Raw genomic sequence first — 18137 nt, forward strand, 5'->3', positions numbered from 1 at the left:
GGATTTACCGGAAGAACAATCTGCCAGAGGCCTAAAAGCGACGATCCTAGCGGACCCTTCTCCACGTTCGCTCCGGTCAAGATGACCAACTTCATTTACCGTAGGGCTGAGATTTCGGATTGACGGACTTGGAGCGCTCTCATATTTGTTCATGGGAAATTTGTTGCCGCACTCGGAGGAGTGCGCAGGGAGGATCAGTATGGAATATGGAATCGGCATCGTTGGCGCCGGAATGATCGGCGCTGCTCACGCTTTTGGCTATCGAACCCACCTGCCGCAGTTTGCGGCCAGGCTTCCGGGCATATCCCTCGATATTGTCGCAGATCCAAATGAGGCCATGGCCGCCAGACTGGCTCAAAGCTTCGGGTTTGCCCGGACGGTTGGAGACTGGAAAGACGTGATCGCCGACCCCAAGATTGGCATTGTCAGTGTCGCGTTGCCGAATTTTCTTCACGTGGAGGCAGTAGAGGCGGCACTGGCCGCCGGAAAGCATGTGCTTTGCGAGAAGCCGTTAGCGCTTTCCGCCAGAGATGCGAAGCGTCTTTACGACCAAGCCAAATCTAGCTCGGTCTGCGCAGCCACGGTTTTCAATTATCGCCGTATTCCGGCAGTAAGCGAGATTCGAAACCTCATTGCCTCTGGCGAGCTGGGAGATGTCGTCAATATCCTAGTTCAGTTCCAATGCGAGTACGCGGCGGACCCGCAACTTCCTCATTCGTGGCGCTACGAGCGCGAGCGAGCAGGACCGGGCGCTCTCTTGGATATCGGCACCCACGCCATCGACACAGCTCGCTACCTGTGTGGCGAAGTGGCAGAGGTTGCAGGGTCGATCTCGACGATCTCAATCAAAGAACGTTTTCTTCCTGCTTCTGCAACAGTGGGTCACAATCGCGTTGAGCTGAGTTCCGAAACGCGCACCGTCGACAACGACGATGTGATGTCCGCCCTCCTCCGCTTCGAAAGCGGTGCCCAGGGTGTATTCTCTTCGAGCCGCGTTGCGATTGGCATGGGCAACACGCTGTCGTTCGAGGTGTTTGGAACGAAGGCATCTGCCCACTTCTCGACACAGGCAATCAATCAGTACCAGATCGCGCGTTTCGACGGATCCGGCCAAACTCCGTTCGCGACCGTGTTTAATCGCCCCTCTTCGCCGAATGTAGGCGCGATGCTGCCTGTTCCCTTCGATGGAGTAGCCACAGGTTACGCCGAAGTGTTCGGCTTCATGATGAACGACTTTCTTGCGGCAATCTCCGAAGGGCGTGAAATTTCCAACGGGACGTTGCTGGACGGCCTCCGCGCTGCAGAGATCCTCGATGCCATCCAGGAATCGGCCGACCGTCACAGCGCAGTGAAGGTTGAGCGTTCACCAGCCTGATAATGATCGAGGAAGACTGTCATGAAAATCGGATTGAATACGGACGGCTTTGGCGCCTTCGGCTTGGACGACTGCCTCGAAAAGGCGGCAGATCTCGGAATGGACTGCGTGGAGTTTGGCATGGGCGGGTGGTCAAGCGCGCCGCATGTAAACATCGACGAGCTCTTGGCCAACGCTACCGCAAGAGAGCATCTTCTCGGCAAACTGAACGACCGGGGCCTTTCGATCTCTGCGCTCAATTGTTCGGGAAATCCCGTCCACCCCGGCGATATCGGACCTAACGACTCCAAGCTTGCATTCAAGACTGTGGAACTGGCCAAGCTACTCGGTGTGGGCCGCATCGTCATGATGTCCGGGTTACCCGGCGGCCCCGGCGACAGCAATCCAAACTGGATCACCTCCTCCTGGCCGCTGGAAGCCATGGAGATCCTGGAGTGGCAGTGGAACGAGCGCGTCATTCCTTGGTGGAAGTCATTTGCACCGAAGGCCGAAGCCGCTGGGATCCGGCTTTGCGTCGAGCAGCATGGCCGCCAGGTCGTGTACAACTCCGAGAGCTTCTTCCGTCTGCGGGAGTCAATCGGCCCTGTCGTTGGAGTGAACTTCGATCCCTCGCACTTGATCTGGATGGGAGGCGATCCCGTTTCGGCCATCCAGACGCTCGGCGAGTGCATCTACCATGTTCACGGCAAGGACTCCCGAATCGAGGCTGCTGCCCGAGTCAACGGACTCCTTGATACCAAGCATGTTGTGCCAGTCGGCCCGCGCTTCTGGAATTTCGTCTCTCTTGGCCACGGCAGTTCGGTGCGTGCGTGGTTGGACATCGTTCGAGCCCTTCGCGGCGTGGGCTACGACGACGTGATTTCCATCGAGAATGAGGACTATTCGCTCGGCGCTGAGGACGCTGTAGCGACGTCCGCAGCCACACTCCGCTTCTGCATCAACCAGTCCGTCACTGATGCCCAATGACCGAACTCACTGCCTCTCGGGAACTTCGAGAGTTCCGAGAGGCGTCGCCTTTCAAGGGCATCCAGCAAACTTGATTGCGTTGGGACATGCGGATAACCAGCGCTGACCCGTGTGCATTTGATGCCGATTCTTGTAAACTTCAGTATCAATCGACAAGTCGGCCTCGTGCCGCAGCTGAGGAATGATGGAAAAAGAAGCGTCTAAGCTAACCTTGGAGGACATCGCGGAACGCGCCGGGGTCTCACGCTCGGCTGCATCCTTGGCGCTAAGGGGCGAACCTGGTGTGCAGCCAGAAAAGAGAGCCCGCATTCTCAAGATTGCGGAGGAGCTCAACTACACGCCAGATTTGTCCGCACGAAGGCTCGCGAGCAGTGGCACGCGGACGATCGGCATCCTTCTTTCGGACATCCTAAACCCCTTCACGGCGACGGTTGCGAAAAGCGTCGATGCCATCGCTCGGGAAAAAGGATTTGACGTGCTGCTTTCCATCGAGGGCTATTCGGACGCAAAGGCGGAAAAGCCGATTCAGTCACTGGTCGCCCAGCGTGTGGCGGGGCTGGTTCTTATAGGTTCTCCGGAGTCCACGGCCTATGTTGAAAAGGTAGCCCGTCACATCCCAGTGGTCTACTTTGGCCGCCATTTATCGACCGAGCGTGTCGACAGCGTCAGTAATGACGACCGATTGGGCACGTCGCTCATCGTGAAACATCTTATAGAAAATGGGCACCACAAGATTGTGCACATCGACGGTGGGCCAAGTGCAGGTTCGCAGCGCCGCCGGGAGGCATATTGCGCCGCTATGCAAGCGGAAGGACTTACGCCCAAGGTCTATCCGGGGCGCCATACGCTCGATGGTGGAGTGGCATCGACCGAGGCTATCCTCGGTGAACGGGATCGACCGACGGCTATTTTTGCTTCAAATGACCTAGAAGCCGCCGGCGTCCTCAGCCGTCTGCTGAAGGAAGGCATCCAAGTTCCCGATGACATTGCGCTCGTGGGGTACGACGACATTCCTTTCGCTGAATCGGAAACGATGTCCCTCACTACGATCAGGCAGCCAATTGACTACATGGCGACGCAAAGCCTGAACATTCTAATCTCGAGAATGGAAAAGCCGAACCAGCCCGCCCTCCATCTTTTGATCGCCCCATCGCTTGTCGTCCGTCGCACCTCGGATCAGCGTCGCTTAGCTTCCGAATAGCATTCCTTAGAATGAGGCCCGACTGTGTGAAGGGCCTCTATGATTTCCATCAGACCGCAATGCGTTTGCCCTGCTTGATTGATTCAACGCAGGCATTGGCCAGCTTCAGCGCCAGCACCCCGTCCCGTCCATTGGTTGCGGGTTCACGGCTCTCTTTAAGGCAGGCGATGAATTCGGCCATTTCGCCAGCATACGACGCGGTATATCGTGTCATGAAGAAGTTCTGCAGCGGAGCGCTGACGTAACCTTTTTCACTGGCGATGACGACGGTGTTTTCCAACTGGTTCTCTGCCTTGGCAAAACCACGCGAGCCATGAACCTCAACCCGCTGATCATAGCCGTAGGTCGCCCGACGCGAGTTGTTGATAACCGCTTGACGGCCGGATGCGGTTTCCAGAATAACCGTGGCGCTGTCGAAGTCGCCGATGTCCTTCAGTTCCGGCTTCACCAGAACAGACGCGTGTGCAGATACGAGGACTGGTTCCTCGCCGAGCATGAATCGGGCCATGTCCAGGTCATGAATTGTCATGTCGCGGAAAATGCCGCCTGAACAAGCTGCGTAGGACATATCTGGTGCGCCGGGATCTCGAGACGTGATCGTCATCATCTCCACGTCGCCAATTTGGCCTGCGTCGATTGCGGCGCGGACGCCTGCGAAATTCGGATCATAGCGGCGATTGAAGCCGAGCATAAGCTTTACGCCAGCGGTCTTTGCGATTGCCACAACTTCCTTGGCCCTAGTGAGCTCGAGATCCACTGGCTTCTCGCAGAAGACGTGCTTCCCGGACTTGGCGAATTTCTCGATCAGGTCGGCGTGAGTGTCAGTTGGGGTGCAGATAAGGACACCATCGATATCCTTGTCGGTCGCGATCGCGTCAGGATCCTTGGCGATACAGCCGAAAGCCTTCGCGAGAGCCTCCGCTGCCTTCGCGATTGGGTCGGTGACGGCAACCAGCTGCGCGTCTACGCTGGCGGCGATTGCCTTGGCGTGAACATTGGCGATACGGCCTGCGCCGATCAGTGCGAGTTTGATAGCCACTCTAGTTTCCCTTCACGTCGATCCAAGCGCCAGACTTGGCCGATTCAAAAACAGCATCCGCGACCGCGGCGTTGGCACGAGCGTCTGCAAGATCAAAATAAGGAACGTCCTCGCCGCGGATGACTTTGGAGAAGTTCGTGACCTCCTCCTCGTACTGATCGAGAGGCGGGAATTCGAGCGTGTGAATATTCGAGTTGGCATGGTCGGCCGAAGTGTCGACGGCGATCACGTTCGGGTTGGCCCTCGAAGGCACATAAGCCTGAGGCAACTGTATGAAAGCTCGCTCGCAGACGATCTGAATTGATTGCGATGACGCTTGTGCCAGAGACACCATGAAGGTCGCATGGCGGCCGGCGCCAAAATCCATGATCACCGACGTGAACATGTCGATCCCGCCCGAGTTCTTCTCCATCGCCGCGAAAATGCGTTTCGGCTCGGCGTCGAAGACGTACCGCGCCGTCATCGCAGCGTAGCAGCCGAGGTCGTAGTAAGCCCCGCCTCCGAACTCGGGCTTCTGCCGAAAGTCCGCCTCGTTCGTCATCATGAACGACAGCAATGAGGAGAAGGTCAGCGGACGCCCAAACTCTTCGCTCTTCAGGATCTCTCTCAGCTTTATCCAACGCGGCTGTTGCCGCACCATGAATGCTTCGGAAATCTTCAGACTTGGATTGATACCTTCAAGCCTGTCGAACTCGTCCGATCTCATCGCTGCGGGTTTTTCGCAGAGTACATGCTTCCCTGCATTGGCCGCTTTCCAGGTCCACTCAATGTGCAGGTGGTTCGGTAGCGCAATATAGACCGCCTCCACCTCCGGATCCGCAAGAACGTCCTCGTAGGTACCATAGGCACGATAAATCCCGTGCTTTGCAGCTATCTCTTCAGCACGCTCAAGGCTGCGGGCGCCTATCGCCACGGGCTCGCAATAGGGGCTCTTTGTCATACCCGGCACGATTGCGCCATCGGCGATCCTTGCGGCGCCTAAGATTCCCCAGCGGACTGGGCCAGAAATTTTGCTCATCATGTCTCCTCCCGGAATGATCGCGGCAAGTACGACGCGTCATTCGCAGCAAGAAAAATGACTGGAAGGGTCAAGGCCTACAATGACTTTTCTGATTGATTTCAATCAGCCATATTAGGATCAGAACGGCAGTTGATCCGGGATGTTTTCCGGCCCGTAGAGCACTATTGGGACTTGCCCCTCCGGCTTGAGGACCGTCAGGCTCGCTTCGACCAGTTCAAAGTGCTTGAGGATCAGGTTGATTGCCACACGCACCTGAATTTCCGGACTTTGGTCGATGGTGAGAGACATCACTCCCTCGCGGAGCAGCGTAGCCGTATTGTGTGTCAGTTCGTGGCCGACAAAAACTGGGCGGTGCGAAAGAAGATCGGCGCGGATTGCGCTAGCCACCGCTATATTTGCCGCACCAACATTGTAAACGGCCGTAATATCCGGCTTGCTCCTGAAGGCCGCCCGCAAGGCGAGCTCGGACTTATCCCTATCGTCCTGCCCCTCAAGGATTTCTGAGACATGCCAACCGAACGGGAGCTGTTGAAGATATTCCGAGAATCCGCGGATACGTTCTGCATGCGATTGGAATGAGAGCTGATTGCATAAAATCGCGATCGGCCCCCGCCTGCGGGCCATTTGAGTCACGAAGTAGGCGGCTGACCGCCCCGCTTGATAGTGGTCCGTGCCCGCATAGCCGATACGCTCGGATCCAGGCACGTCGGAAACGACAGTTACGACAGGTGTTCCCCTCGTACGCAGTTTTTGCACGGCTAAGTGCACCAAGGCGTGATCCGGCATGTAAGACACTACGGCGTCTGCGGTGGTCTTCACCAGCGCTCGTGCCAACGTTTCCGGACGCTCGTCCTCCAGCATTGTGCGGTGGATGGAGATGAACCGATCCAAGGACGATGCGAGCCGACGGAATTCGAAACAAAGCCGTCCAATAAGCGGCAATTCCGGGCGCGCTAGGATGACATCGATCCTTACAAGGCGACGATGAAGTTCCGGCAGCTTCCGATTTAGACCTAGCTTGCGGGCAGCCGCCAGCACACGGCGGCTGACCTCATCACTGACATTTCCACGATCGTTGACAACCCGATCAACAGTTGCCGTTGCAACCCCCGCCAGCCTTGCAACATCCGCCAGAGTGACTTGCTTTGCCAATCGTTCCACCGCAGCTAGGCATCAAGTTGCCGCCTATGTGAATGTCAAAAATCTACTCATAAGCGATGACAGTTACCCAATCACAATGATGTAAATCAATCAACGGATCAAATCAAACGCGACCAGCGCCTCTGTGCCACCGTCGCACGAGCAGCAGGCTCCTGCGAGCGGTTCAGTCGAACCGCCACAGAGATGAACCAGCGTCGCGCGGCACCACAAAGGGCCTTGCTTGAAATCTGCAAAGCCGAGCTTTACCCCCTTGGAGATAAGCCGACGGGCCTCTGAAATTTTCTTGCCGATCACACTATCATGATCTAGTGCTGTTGCCCCAACCAGCTTACCGCGAGCGTCGAGATGATAAAGAATTCTGGCGTCGTTCCCGATAGAGTGAGTAATAAATTCACTACCGAAGTGCGAAATCCCGACAATCTGCATCGAGCGGTCATATTGATCGGACCAGAAAAAGGGCACATCGTCACAGACGGCGGTTTGGCCAAGCAATTGACTAGCGACGACGCGCGCGTGGTTCTCTGCGTTATGCCAGCTTCCACACGCACGTAGCGTTCGAACAACGGATGCCAGAACGACACAGCATCGCCGCATGCGAATATGCTCTCCGCGGAGGTGCGCAATGAGGCGTCCGTGCGGATGCCGACTTGGACATCCAAACCCGCGGCTCTCGCAAGCTCAGTGTCCGCAGTCGCACCAACACCGATGATCGCGAGGTCGCACGGCACCGTCTCACCATTTGAAAGTACAGCACCCTTCAATTTGTTTGCCCGGGTTGCCACAAATTCTTCGACCATGGATCCGACACGAAAAGAGACCCCGGCATCCATATGACGCTGCGCGAGCATTGAAGCGATCTCTTCTGGTACAATTCGGGACAACAGCCGCTTCGTTGCCTCCACTACCACAGTCTCCAACCCCCTCGAACGGGCGGCTGCTGCGATTTCCAGACCTACGAACCCGCCCCCTACCACCAGCAATCGTCGCCCCTTCTGAAACTCTTTCGCGATTTTTGCGGCGTCGTCGAACGTTCGAAGCGTAAATACTCCACTCGCATTCGCACCGGGAACGGAAAGGCTGCGCACCCGTGATCCCGTCGCCAGCACGAGCTTGTCGTAGGGCACGACAAGTTCGCCTAGCCTGACGGTCTTGGACTTGACGTCTAAAGATTCTGCCCGCCGACTGTGATGAAATCGGGTTCTCCCTTCACGCGATCGTCAACAGGCCAGATTGAGCAGTCGGCCAAACCGGATTTCCCGAGAAGAACACCCTTTGAAAGTGGTGGGCGGTTATAGGGCGGATGCGGTTCGGAACCGATCAGACTAATATCTGTTTCTCGGCAGCTAGGCGATCACCCGACGGCTTTGTGGCGCTTGCTCTATAGGGCCGAAACTTTACAGTAGCGAACCGGACTACAGCGACACGTCGACGAAGCGCTGTGTGACCAAATGATAGAGCTTCCCTTCGAACTGATGAAACAACTCCGCGCTCTTTTCGCGAACGGCGCCCCGCTGTGGCGAGGCTAGAGCGGCTTCCAGCGCTTCCAGAGACGGAAAATCCATCTCTACAACAAGCATGATACTCGGCGCATTTTCATCAGCGGAGAGGCCGCGTATAACGCGCAGCGCAAGTAGGTTAGGAAGTTGCCGCCACAGCGGAACCAACTCCCTCTGTATAGCGGTGTGAAGAGCTTCCAGATTGCCAGCGTAGCTGCCCTCGAGAATACCGAAACGAGTTACTATTAGTTGATTTTCCATTCTTACCCCTATTGGTGTTGGAGGCGCGCGACCGATTGCCGCTCGCCTCGTCCTCAGCCGGGTACCTTCATGCCGCGGTGGTTTTGACAGTCTTCAGCGCACTCTCGATGACATCGATGATCTTGTCGGCCTCACTCCGTGAGAGGCAAAGCGGCGGTGCCAAGCCAATAATGTCGAGACCGTTCATACCTCGGGCGATGACACCATCTTGAAGCATAGCCGCGGCAAGCTGGCCCCCAACTCGTAGCGATGGGTCAAATGCGCGCCTGCTTGGTTTATCCTCGACGAGTTCCAATGCGGCGACCATTCCTTCCCCACGTATATCGCCGATGAACGGATGCGTAGACAGTCGGTCTCTCAGCGCTGCACGGAAATAAGCTCCGACCGACTGGACGTTGGAAAGGATGTCCATGCTGTCGATAAGTTTGAGGTTTGCGACGCCTGCCGCGACTGAAACGGGGTGCGCCGAATAGGTCCAACCGTGCTTCATCGGTCCCAGGCGGTCGTTACCTTCTGCCAGCACCTTCCATACACGGTCATGAACGATCGATGCAGAGAGCGGCGCGTAACCCGAGGTCAGCCCCTTCGCAACGGACATCAGGTCAGGATCAATCCCGTAGAATTCAGCACCAAACATGGTTCCGAGGCGTCCAAATCCAGTGACGACTTCGTCAAGAATCAAGAGGATGTCATATTTTCTCAGGACCTTCTGGATCTTATCCCAGTACCCCTTTGTCGGAGGAATGATTCCACCTGATCCCTGCAACGGCTCGGCGATGAACGCGGCGATCGTGTCTACGCCTTCCGACACGATCATCTGATCAAGCTCGTCGGCGAGGAAGTCAGAGTACTCCTCCTCGGTCAGCTCGATGTGGCGTGAATCTCTGCGATAGTAATACGGAGAGCTTGCCGTCAACGCCTGGTGAAGCGGCACGTTGAAGGCCTCGTGGTACATCGCAATTCCCGTTACACCTGCGGTCAGCGAGGTTAGGCCGTGGAAGCCATTCTTGCGGGAGATGATTTTCTTTTTTTCGGGGTTGCCCCGAACGTTGTGGTAGTACCACGCGAACTTGATGTTCGTGTCGTTGGCGTCAGATCCGCTCATCCCGAAGTACACGTGGCTCAAGCCATCGGGCGTCCGCTCGGCAATCATGCGCGAAAGCGTGATTGCAGCTTCCGTTCCGTTCCCAAAGTACGCGTTGAAATACGCTAGACGATGAGCTTGATCGGATATTGCCTCTGCAATTTCCTTGCGGCCGTAGCCGACGTTGACGCACCATAGGCCAGCAAAAGCGTCCAAATACTTCCGGCCGTCTCTGTCTACTACGAAGACGCCCTCACCTGTCTCGAATATCTTGGCGGGCGTCTCGCCCCTCTCATGCCCACCGTAGGCCGTTACTGGGTGGATGAAGTGATCGCGGTCCCATTGATTCAAGCGGTCGTTGATATTTAACATTTTCAGGTCTCCTCTGGGTTGTTCAGTGCAAGCAGGCAAAAGCTCGCCCCGTCGGGTCGCCAATGGGCGGCCCGGTGATTGTTTTCGGATTGTTGCAGTCAGTCGTTTTAAGGTGGCGTGTTGCTCGCCCCCATGCCGTCCCTAAGCGACACCGTGCAGCATCTGGCTCAGGAACTGCTTAGTCCGCTCTTCCCTAGGATCGGTGAAAAACCGCTCACTCGGAGAGTCTTCAATCACGCGCCCTTTCTCCATTAGCACCACTCGGTCGGCAACGCGGCGCGCAAATCCCATCTCATGGGTGACACAGATGAGAGTCATGCCGGTTTCAGCAAGGTTGGTCATCACGTCCAAAACCTCGCGAACCATTTCAGGATCCAAGGCAGAAGTCGGCTCATCCATCAGCATTACATTTGGCTTGAGACAGAGCGCACGAGCGATTGCGGCGCGCTGTTGCTGCCCTCCCGAAAGCTGGTTTGGATATTTGCGGGCTTGTTCCGGGATGCGGACTTTTGCGAGGTATTCCATCGCAACCTGTTCCGCGTCCTTGCGCGACATACCCCTGACCCAACGGAGCGGGAACAAGCAGTTCTCCAGAACCGTCATGTGGCTGAAAAGATTAAACTGCTGGAACACCATCCCTACTTCGCGGCGCACTTGTCTGATACGTGCAGGCGTGTCGTTCAGCTCAACTCCGCCAATGATGATCCTCCCGCTTTGAAATGCCTCAAGGCGATTTACGCAACGGATCATTGTGGACTTCCCAGAGCCTGAGGGCCCAGCGACGACTATTTTTTCCCCCTTCTCGACCACCAATGAGACGTCGAATAGGACTTGGTGATGACCATAGAACTTGTTCAGACCCATCAGTTGGATTGCTGGCTTTTCGCCGATGTCGGATGCCGGTGACCTACTTGTCATTGAGACCTTCCTGCCGCAATCGCGGTCGTTGGCATATGTCTGCTGTATCTTTTCTCGATCACAGCAAGAAAGTTGCGAGTGATTTCGATGATCGTCACGTAGACGACCGCAGAGATTAGGTAGATTCGGAAGTCGAAGGTTTGTGCGAATGCGATCCTTGTGGCCCCCATCAGTTCCTCCACCGTCACGACACTCGCGATCGCGGAGCCCTTCAGCATCAGGATCACCTCGTTAGATAGCGGCTTCAAAGCAAGCTGGAGCGCCTGAGGGACGATAATGGACAACCAGATCCGGAATGATCCGACACCCAGAGCCTTCGCGGCTTCGATCTGACCAGGATTGATGGCGCCAATAGCGCCTCTGAGAACTTCTGCCTGGTATGCAGCGGTATTCAGCGTAAAAGTTATGAGAACGCAGAAGTAAGCGTCTCGGAAAAGCCACCACAATCCAACGCTCTGAAGCTGGGGGCGGAAATCTCCCATTCCGAAATAAAAGAGATAGGTTTGCGCGAGCAGAGGCGTGCCGCGCATTAGGTATACGTAGAAGTGAATAGGACGACTGATCCACGGCTTTCCGCTGACCATGCCCAAGGCCAGCGGCCAAGCGAGCAATCCGCCTAGGACGATAGCTGAGAACATTAGTTTCAACGTGACGACCAGTCCGGCGCCAAGCCGCGGACCATACTGATATACAAGATCCCACATCAGATGCTCCGCATGTATCCACGGTTGAGCCGTTTTTCGGCGGTTCTGAAGAGGACGCCCGAGAACGAAGAGAGCGTCAGATACAGGGCACAGGCTATCAGGAAGAATGTACTGTAATGCTTCGTGCTACTGGCCGCGATACTGCTGGCACGCATCAGATCCTGGAGGGCGATGACGGACACAAGCGCGGTGTCTTTAATGATTATCAACCATAGGTTTCCAAGCGCGGGGAGCGACAGCCGCAAGACATGGGGCAACACAATTCCAAACTGGAGAGGTAGCGACGTAAGTCCCAAAGCTTGCGCTGCCTCAACTTCACCCGGCGGAACATTTCGAAGTCCCGAGACAAAGACTTGGCTTGAGAATGCAGCTAGCACTAAAGACAAAGCGGTGACCCCGGCCCAGAAAGGGCTTATTTGGATGGTATCGGACACGTATCTCTGCAGAAGCATCTGCACCCCGTAGTAGACCATAAGGATCGTCAGCAGTTCCGGGACGGACCGAACAACAATCATCAGCAGGCTACAGAGCCTTGAAACGGGACCGGCGCTCCTTGCGGTCAGAAACGCCACCGCCAGTCCGGCGCAAAGGCCGATCGGGAGTGTGACCGCAGCAAGTTCAACGGTTACGACCACGCCACGCGCGATCAACTGCGCCCACGGATTGTCGGCACCAAAGATATCTTCAATCATTTTGCCCAACATTCGTTTTCCAGCGATCGGGGCGCATAAACATGCGCTCCCCGCCCTCATGGTGAGGTCAGTAGACTGAGACTTGGAAATACTTGTCGTTGATCTTTTTGAAGGTGCCATCGCTGATCATAGAAGCAAGCGCGGCATTGAGCTTCGTCCGAAGGGCGTCGTCATCCTTGCGCAGGACAACGGCCTTGCCGGAGCCAAGATACTGCTCGTCGGTAATTGCATTTCCCGCCAGTTTGCAGCAACCGCCGGCGTCAGATTTCAGCCAGTTCATATCGCTAATGAGGTCGGAGAATGCATAATCAATGCGGCCGGCGGCGAGATCTGCGAAGGCGTCGTCAGCGCTGGAATAGAGCTTTACGTCGGAGCCCTTGTACTTACCTTCGAGGTAGTTCGCGAGGGTCGTAGATCCCTGAGTGCCGACGATTTTCCCTTTGAGGGCATCGGGAGAAACATCGTCGCCTGCATCCTTCGATGTGACGAACTGGACGATCGGCGTCTGATACTTGTCGGTGAAAGCGACCATCTTGCGGCGCTCTTCCGTTATGGACATCGATGCGACGATCGCGTCGTATTTCTTCGCAAGAAGCCCAGGGATCATCCCGGTCCATTCCTGAGTGACCCACTCGCACTTAGCGTCGATCCGCTTGCACAGCTCGTCGCCGATGTCGATGTCGAATCCTACGAGTTTGTTGTTGGCCATGTAGTTAAATGGCGGATACACGCCCTCGGTTGCCAGCTTGAGTGTCATCTGTTGCGCTTCGACTGCGTGAGCGGAGGAGGCCAACAGCATGACTAAAAACAGGCTTTTGATTTTTCTCATTTTCGATCCCCTTTTTCGTGATCGCCATCTTCGTGACGATGGATATACCAGTATATTGGTACATCGGAGCTCGCAAGCACTTTTTTTCACGCTATACAGTGCACTGCATGTAAAGGACTTTACTTCATTAATTTCAAGCAGATATCATATTTCTTGATCCATCTCCTCTCACCGAAAGCTCAATCTATGGACTAAATCCAATCGACATGAGCCGGTTGAGTATACCAGAATGTGGGTATATTGGTTCGCCACTGCAATTTGGGAGATAGTATTGGCTGTGGAGATTTTTTGGGGCGAGACCGACGCTAGGTTGCCTAAAGCGACGCAGGTGTATGAACTCGTGAGGGCGGCCATTATCTCGATCGCGCTTCCGCCGGACGCACCCATCCCGGAAAAGAGCATTTGCGAACACCTGAGCATTTCTCGCACGCCAGTCCGCGAGGCTATACTGCAACTCGCAGCGGAGAATCTTGTGGTGGTGCGGCCGAGCGGTGGGACCTTTGTGAGCCAGATCGCAATGCGACAGGTCGTCGAAGGTTATTTGACCCGTGACACCTTGGAGAAGCGACTTGTCAAACTTGCAGCACGCTGTTGGGATGGAAAACAGATCGATGCGTTTGAGCTCTCGCTCTTCAGGCAAAAGCAGTCCGCCAGAGCCAAGAACATCGACGACTTCTTCAAACTGGACAACGAGTTCCACAGACTGGTTGTAGAAGCGTCTGGATACCCGAACCTGTGGCGGGTTATCCATCTCGCCACAGGCCAGTTGGACCGGGTGCGTCGGCTTGCATTCAAGTTTGAATCTAATTTCGAGCTTGGCCTTAAACAGCATCAGAATATTTTTGATGCGATTGCAGCGCGTGACGAGAAAGCCGCCGGCGACCATTTCTCTGAGCACATCGAAATGATTTTTGAAGATGTGGAGCGGATGATCCCAATTCATCCAGAGCTGATCGCTACCTCCTCGCTGGACCGCGGCCAACTTGGAGAAGTTCGGGAGTGAAGTCCTAGCGGTTAGCTCGTCCTCGTTCGGCGCCGGCAAAACGCACCTACAGGGACCGTGACGTATTTGGGCCGCCCAAAATCGGACCGGGCGGCCAATGTTCAACGCGTCTACGAAATTGGCTCTTAAGCCTTCCAAGCCGAGACATTCCCAGCAAGCGCTACGCTACGCGTATCGAGTCCTTCCGGAAGCGGGTAGTCGTCTGCATTTAGAACGAACCCTGGCTTCAGCGAGAAATCGGCGCGTGGCGGTGCAAACGCGTCGACGAGGATGGCACCGTCCGCGCTGGCATTGCGCGTCGTATGAACGAGGGGTGGCGGAATGACCGTGACCGAGGGACTGCCGATCTCAGTGTGCTCGTCAGGATACCAGTCGCTCAGGTCGGCCGTCCACGGATAGCGTATGTGGTGCACGAACTGCCCCTTCAGGCAGATTGAGGCTTGCTCGAAATCATCGTGGTAATGAGGTCCGAGCTTCGAAGTCTCCCGCAGAGCATGCCAAGGCGCGAAGACGTTGACCATTAGGTTTGTTGACCGGAAGATCCGGGGTTGGATCAAAGGTCCAGACTCGTCGTGGTACTTCGACAAGTCATAAGATCGAATGCGGAAGCCGCCGGCCGGATCCGGCCAGTTTACCAGAGGAGCATAGCCTTCAAGCACCGTGGAGTAGGATTGGGCGTTCGCGGCAATCCCGGCCAGGTCAGTAGCTCGGCTTGAAAAAATCCTCAGTACTTTGCCTTCGCTGCCAACGATTACCCGACTTTGGCCCGGTGGGACAATGGACAGAGTGTCGTCACCGACCGACCTTGTCTCTCCCTGTGCAGCAATCTCTGCACTGGCGCCTCCCTGAAGGATAAGCATGTACTCGTCGGGATTGTCTTCGCGCTCTAGAACAGTCCCGGCCTTTGCCTCAGTGATGGAGATCACGAGATTTGCGCCGCGTGTGATCCAGGTCTTGGAGCCATCAGACGCGACGACTTGAGGCGGATCGTCATAGTGCCTGGCGTAGGTGGTTTTCTTGTATTCGTGAAGCGTCATCTCAGATCCTCAAGCCAGCGTGTACGCGGTCTTAACGACGGTGAAGAACTCTGCAGCGTACTTCCCCTGCTCGCGCGAGCCATAAGAAGAACCCTTGCGGCCACCGAATGGCACGTGGAAATCGACCCCCGCCGTCGGCAAGTTGACCATCACCATCCCCGCTTCGGCGTTCCGTTTGAAGTGCGTCGCGTATTTCAGGCTGGTCGTCGCGATGCCGGAGGACAGGCCGAACGGCGTATCGTTGGCGGTCGCCAACGCCTCTTCGTAGTCCTTGACGCGGATGACCGAGACGACGGGTCCGAAGATCTCCTCGCGGGAGATACGCATCTGGTTGGTGGCTTCGGTAAACAGCGTCGGTTGCAGGTAGAAGCCGGGCGTGTCGCGCTTCAGAAGCTCGCCGCCGAAAGCCAGCTTCGCACCCTCTTTTTTTCCAATCTCGATGTAGTCGGTGTTAGTCTTTAACTGGCGACCATCCACTACGGGTCCAATGTGCGTTCCGGGCTTCATGGCGTCATCGACTACCAAGGTCTCCAGCTTCGCTGTCAGTGCCGCCACAAACTTGTCGTGGATACCTTCGGAGACGATCAAGCGCGAGGACGCCGTGCAGCGCTGGCCGGTCGAGAAGAAGCCGGAATTGGCGGCGGCTTCGACGGCGACGGTGAGGTCGGCGTCATCGAGAACGATCATCGGGTTCTTACCGCCCATCTCGAGCTGATACCTCCTGTTGTGCTCGATGGATGAGGATGCGACACGCTTTCCGGTCGCTGTGGAACCCGTAAAAGTAATGCCCGCGATATCGGGACTGTCGAGGATTGCCTGGCCGACGACCGAGCCCTTGCCCATGACAAGGTTCAGCACGCCCTTGGGTAGGCCTGCACGGTGGAGGATATCGACGATCGCCCAAGCGCAGCCTGGTACGAGATCGGCCGGCTTGAAGACGATGGTGTTGCCATAGCAGAGCGCCGGCGCGATCTTCCAGGCCGGAATGGCGATCGGGAAGTTCCAGGGCGTGATGATGCCGATGACACCGAGCGGGTCGCGGGTGATCTCGACACCAATGTTGGGGCGTACCGACGGAATGGTCTCGCCGGCAAGACGCAGCACTTCGCCCGCGAAGAATTCGAAGATCTGGCTGGCACGGACGGTCTCGCCGATGGCCTCTGGAAGGGTCTTGCCCTCCTCGCGGGCCAGCAGCGCGCCGAGCTCATCCTTCCGAGTCATGATCTCGTCGCCGGCCTTCTTCAGGATGACGTGGCGCTCCCAGATTCCCGAGCGGGACCATGCAGGAAACGCGGCCTTGGCAGCGGCAATCGCCTGGTTCACGTCGCTAGTGTCGGCGCTCGCGTACTGGCCGACAATTTCGTTTGTATTCGACGGATTGATGTTGTCGGCAGATTTTGTACCCGTCCAATCGCCGCCGATCAGGTTCTGGTGGATGGTCATCGTGTTATCTCCACTGTACGCGACGGAAGGGCAGCACCTGGATGTCTTTCCAGACGCCCTCGGTGAAATAGATCTCGCTATTGATGTAAGCGTCGAGCGCTGCGCGGTCCGGATACTCGCAAAGAACGACGGATCCGATCATTTTGCCGTCTGCGTCGATCAAAGCGCCGCCATCGAAAATGGTACCTTCCGCCTTCATTGCATGGATGCGCTCCATGTGCTTTTCGCGTGCTGCCAGACGTCGATCTAGCGTTCCCGCGGCGGTATCGTCGCGGGCTATGATGGTGAACTGCATGTCGGTACTCCTAGGTTCTCGGTGCCAGCGACGGGGGCTGGAGTGCGTAGCCCCTGCCTTCGTAGTCGAATTCGTGGAGCTTGTTTATCGGCTCGGCTTTGTTGACGGGCGATGCGTAATAGGCCCGGATCTCGCGAATACGAGTGACATCATCGTTGAAGATGTACCACTCGTCCCCGCGCAGGACCTCGTCGATCGCTGTCTTCCAATGGGTCCACTCAATCACCGCCTCGCGACCGTCCGCACCGGCGAGGATCTTCTCGATCGTCCAGCGTGAACCCATGGTCTTAACGCACCAGACCCACCCATCCGCGATAGCCGCCGCACCGCGCCATGGCGCGCCCGGCAAGCCGGGCGGAAAGTAGTGCACGGCGTCGGCAGTGAAGCAGTCGATCAGACCTTGGCGATCGGCGTCATTGCACATCTGGAAATAGTGACGGATCAGAGCCGCGGCCTTCTGTGCAGGAATTTGATCTGCCATGGGTTCACTCCGCCCCCTGCTTGGCACGCCACTCTGCGTATTCCTTCAAAGTCTCCTCGTTCGGAGGATAGGTGCCCCACAGCGACGCGCCGGCGTCGATCTTCGTATAGAGGAACTTCTCGCGCAGCTCCTGCTCATAGGCATCCGCCGCGATCTCGTTCGCATAGGCCCGCGGGATGACGACGACGCCGTCCGAGTCACCGACGACGATGTCGCCGGGATAGACCGCGACACCAGCGCATCCGATCGGAAGCTGCATGTCGGCGGCGCGGTGGTAGGCCGGGCGCGTGGATGCCGTGTTCGCGGCGCAGTATGCCGCGAAGCCCATCTTCGAAATCTCAGTGCCGTCGCGGAACGCACCATCCGTGATCGCGGCGGCGACGCCCTTGCGCTTCATGCGAAGCATCAGCATGTTGCCTGCCGAAGCGGCGCGCGGATCGTTCCGGCTGTCGATGACGAGGACTTGGCCGGCCTCGATCGCTTCGACCGCTTCCCACTGGACGTTGTCTTCGCCGCGCTTCTTCAGATCGCCCAGATCCCAGTCCTTGTCTTCACGGGAAGGAATGAAGCGGAGTGTGAAGGCTTCGCCGGCAAAGGGTTCGGCATCGGCGTTGAGCGCCTTTACGCCGACGAGAAACTGCTGGCGGAAGTTGCGCTTGAACAACTGCGTCGTGAGGGTGGCGGTGCTGCAGCCCTTGAGCTTTTCGAGCGTGTCCGCGTTGAGCTGTGCTTTATCGGTCATGGGAATCCTCGATTAAG

At 56.7% G+C, this 18137-nt stretch carries 18 protein-coding genes and 1 pseudogene; 4 read left to right on the forward strand and 15 right to left on the reverse strand.

What is annotated here, in order from left to right; all coding sequences use genetic code 11:
* Positions 1–199 precede the first annotated feature (199 nt).
* The 3 genes from AC13Q5_RS34175 (at position 200) to AC13Q5_RS34185 (ending at position 3542) form a co-directional block, all read left to right on the forward strand.
* Positions 200–1375, forward strand: a complete 1176-nt coding sequence (locus AC13Q5_RS34175; RefSeq protein ID WP_488504827.1) for a Gfo/Idh/MocA family protein — start codon at positions 200–202, stop codon at positions 1373–1375.
* Between the two features lie 21 nt (positions 1376–1396).
* Positions 1397–2341 carry a sugar phosphate isomerase/epimerase family protein gene (locus tag AC13Q5_RS34180; RefSeq protein WP_488504828.1) on the forward strand — a complete coding sequence of 315 codons (945 nt, stop codon included), beginning with the start codon at positions 1397–1399 and terminating at the stop codon, positions 2339–2341.
* Positions 2342–2522: 181 nt separating this feature from the next.
* Complete coding sequence (locus tag AC13Q5_RS34185) at positions 2523–3542, forward strand: LacI family DNA-binding transcriptional regulator (protein WP_488504829.1); 1020 nt, start codon at positions 2523–2525, stop codon at positions 3540–3542.
* A 49-nt stretch (positions 3543–3591) separates the two neighbouring features.
* On the opposite strand, the gene iolG is transcribed toward AC13Q5_RS34185, so the two are convergent.
* The 10 genes and pseudogenes from iolG to AC13Q5_RS34235 form a co-directional block, all read right to left on the reverse strand.
* A complete protein-coding gene (gene iolG / locus AC13Q5_RS34190; protein WP_488504831.1) occupies positions 3592–4581 on the reverse strand; it encodes an inositol 2-dehydrogenase in 990 nt (329 codons plus the stop codon).
* A 1-nt stretch (position 4582) separates the two neighbouring features.
* Positions 4583–5602: a Gfo/Idh/MocA family protein gene (locus tag AC13Q5_RS34195; RefSeq protein WP_488504832.1), complete on the reverse strand. Its 1020-nt coding sequence runs from the start codon at positions 5600–5602 to the stop codon at positions 4583–4585.
* A gap of 117 nt (positions 5603–5719) precedes the next feature.
* Positions 5720–6754, reverse strand: a complete 1035-nt coding sequence (locus tag AC13Q5_RS34200; RefSeq protein WP_488504833.1) for a LacI family DNA-binding transcriptional regulator — start codon at positions 6752–6754, stop codon at positions 5720–5722.
* Between the two features lie 99 nt (positions 6755–6853).
* Positions 6854–8093: pseudogene (locus AC13Q5_RS34205) on the reverse strand (NAD(P)/FAD-dependent oxidoreductase); the annotation flags it as partial.
* A gap of 82 nt (positions 8094–8175) precedes the next feature.
* Positions 8176–8520: an EthD domain-containing protein gene (locus AC13Q5_RS34210; RefSeq protein WP_488504834.1), complete on the reverse strand. Its 345-nt coding sequence runs from the start codon at positions 8518–8520 to the stop codon at positions 8176–8178.
* A 67-nt stretch (positions 8521–8587) separates the two neighbouring features.
* Positions 8588–9976 (reverse strand): aminotransferase class III-fold pyridoxal phosphate-dependent enzyme, encoded by a 1389-nt coding sequence (locus AC13Q5_RS34215; RefSeq protein ID WP_488504835.1) that lies wholly within the window; start codon positions 9974–9976, stop codon positions 8588–8590.
* Between the two features lie 141 nt (positions 9977–10117).
* Complete coding sequence (locus AC13Q5_RS34220; protein WP_488504836.1) at positions 10118–10894, reverse strand: amino acid ABC transporter ATP-binding protein; 777 nt, start codon at positions 10892–10894, stop codon at positions 10118–10120.
* On the reverse strand, positions 10891–11598 hold the full coding sequence (locus tag AC13Q5_RS34225; RefSeq protein WP_488504837.1) for an ABC transporter permease: 708 nt from the start codon (positions 11596–11598) through the stop codon (positions 10891–10893). The genes AC13Q5_RS34220 and AC13Q5_RS34225 overlap by 4 nt, the downstream gene beginning before the upstream one ends.
* Positions 11598–12302: an ABC transporter permease gene (locus tag AC13Q5_RS34230; protein WP_488504838.1), complete on the reverse strand. Its 705-nt coding sequence runs from the start codon at positions 12300–12302 to the stop codon at positions 11598–11600. Before AC13Q5_RS34230 ends, AC13Q5_RS34225 begins: the two co-directional genes overlap by 1 nt.
* A gap of 55 nt (positions 12303–12357) precedes the next feature.
* Positions 12358–13119, reverse strand: a complete 762-nt coding sequence (locus tag AC13Q5_RS34235) for a transporter substrate-binding domain-containing protein (RefSeq protein WP_488504840.1) — start codon at positions 13117–13119, stop codon at positions 12358–12360.
* A 277-nt stretch (positions 13120–13396) separates the two neighbouring features.
* Here AC13Q5_RS34235 and AC13Q5_RS34240 point away from each other — a divergent pair, with 277 nt between their 5' ends.
* The gene (locus AC13Q5_RS34240) at positions 13397–14122 is read left to right on the forward strand and encodes a GntR family transcriptional regulator (protein ID WP_488504870.1); all 726 of its coding nucleotides are present in this window, start codon (positions 13397–13399) and stop codon (positions 14120–14122) included.
* Positions 14123–14247: 125 nt separating this feature from the next.
* Here the strand turns inward: AC13Q5_RS34240 and AC13Q5_RS34245 are convergent, their stop codons facing one another.
* The 5 genes from AC13Q5_RS34245 to AC13Q5_RS34265 are packed head-to-tail and all read right to left on the reverse strand — an operon-like array spanning position 14248 to position 18120.
* On the reverse strand, positions 14248–15159 hold the full coding sequence (locus AC13Q5_RS34245) for a cupin domain-containing protein (RefSeq protein WP_488504842.1): 912 nt from the start codon (positions 15157–15159) through the stop codon (positions 14248–14250).
* 9 nt (positions 15160–15168) lie between these two features.
* Positions 15169–16602, reverse strand: coding sequence for an aldehyde dehydrogenase family protein (locus AC13Q5_RS34250; protein ID WP_488504843.1), 1434 nt, complete (start codon positions 16600–16602; stop codon positions 15169–15171).
* A 4-nt stretch (positions 16603–16606) separates the two neighbouring features.
* Positions 16607–16897: a YciI family protein gene (locus tag AC13Q5_RS34255; protein ID WP_488504844.1), complete on the reverse strand. Its 291-nt coding sequence runs from the start codon at positions 16895–16897 to the stop codon at positions 16607–16609.
* Between the two features lie 10 nt (positions 16898–16907).
* Positions 16908–17378, reverse strand: coding sequence for a nuclear transport factor 2 family protein (locus AC13Q5_RS34260; RefSeq protein ID WP_488504845.1), 471 nt, complete (start codon positions 17376–17378; stop codon positions 16908–16910).
* 4 nt (positions 17379–17382) lie between these two features.
* Entirely contained in the window at positions 17383–18120 is a 738-nt protein-coding gene (locus AC13Q5_RS34265) for an RraA family protein (protein ID WP_488504846.1), read from the reverse strand.
* Positions 18121–18137: the final 17 nt, after the last annotated feature.

This window comes from Martinezella sp. CNPSo 3964 (assembly GCF_057784375.1).

Coding starts and splice junctions, on each gene's coding strand:
- AC13Q5_RS34195 (WP_488504832.1), bottom strand. CDS start 5,602: ATGATGAGCAAAATTTCTGGCCCAGTCCGCTGGGGAATCTTAGGCGCC.
- AC13Q5_RS34175 (WP_488504827.1), top strand. CDS start 200: ATGGAATATGGAATCGGCATCGTTGGCGCCGGAATGATCGGCGCTGCT.
- AC13Q5_RS34185 (WP_488504829.1), top strand. CDS start 2,523: ATGATGGAAAAAGAAGCGTCTAAGCTAACCTTGGAGGACATCGCGGAA.
- AC13Q5_RS34245 (WP_488504842.1), bottom strand. CDS start 15,159: ATGACGCTTCACGAATACAAGAAAACCACCTACGCCAGGCACTATGAC.
- AC13Q5_RS34210 (WP_488504834.1), bottom strand. CDS start 8,520: ATGGAAAATCAACTAATAGTAACTCGTTTCGGTATTCTCGAGGGCAGC.
- AC13Q5_RS34230 (WP_488504838.1), bottom strand. CDS start 12,302: ATGTTGGGCAAAATGATTGAAGATATCTTTGGTGCCGACAATCCGTGG.
- AC13Q5_RS34255 (WP_488504844.1), bottom strand. CDS start 16,897: ATGCAGTTCACCATCATAGCCCGCGACGATACCGCCGCGGGAACGCTA.
- AC13Q5_RS34180 (WP_488504828.1), top strand. CDS start 1,397: ATGAAAATCGGATTGAATACGGACGGCTTTGGCGCCTTCGGCTTGGAC.
- AC13Q5_RS34225 (WP_488504837.1), bottom strand. CDS start 11,598: ATGTGGGATCTTGTATATCAGTATGGTCCGCGGCTTGGCGCCGGACTG.
- AC13Q5_RS34220 (WP_488504836.1), bottom strand. CDS start 10,894: ATGACAAGTAGGTCACCGGCATCCGACATCGGCGAAAAGCCAGCAATC.
- AC13Q5_RS34265 (WP_488504846.1), bottom strand. CDS start 18,120: ATGACCGATAAAGCACAGCTCAACGCGGACACGCTCGAAAAGCTCAAG.
- AC13Q5_RS34235 (WP_488504840.1), bottom strand. CDS start 13,119: ATGAGAAAAATCAAAAGCCTGTTTTTAGTCATGCTGTTGGCCTCCTCC.
- AC13Q5_RS34260 (WP_488504845.1), bottom strand. CDS start 17,378: ATGGCAGATCAAATTCCTGCACAGAAGGCCGCGGCTCTGATCCGTCAC.
- AC13Q5_RS34250 (WP_488504843.1), bottom strand. CDS start 16,602: ATGACCATCCACCAGAACCTGATCGGCGGCGATTGGACGGGTACAAAA.
- AC13Q5_RS34215 (WP_488504835.1), bottom strand. CDS start 9,976: ATGTTAAATATCAACGACCGCTTGAATCAATGGGACCGCGATCACTTC.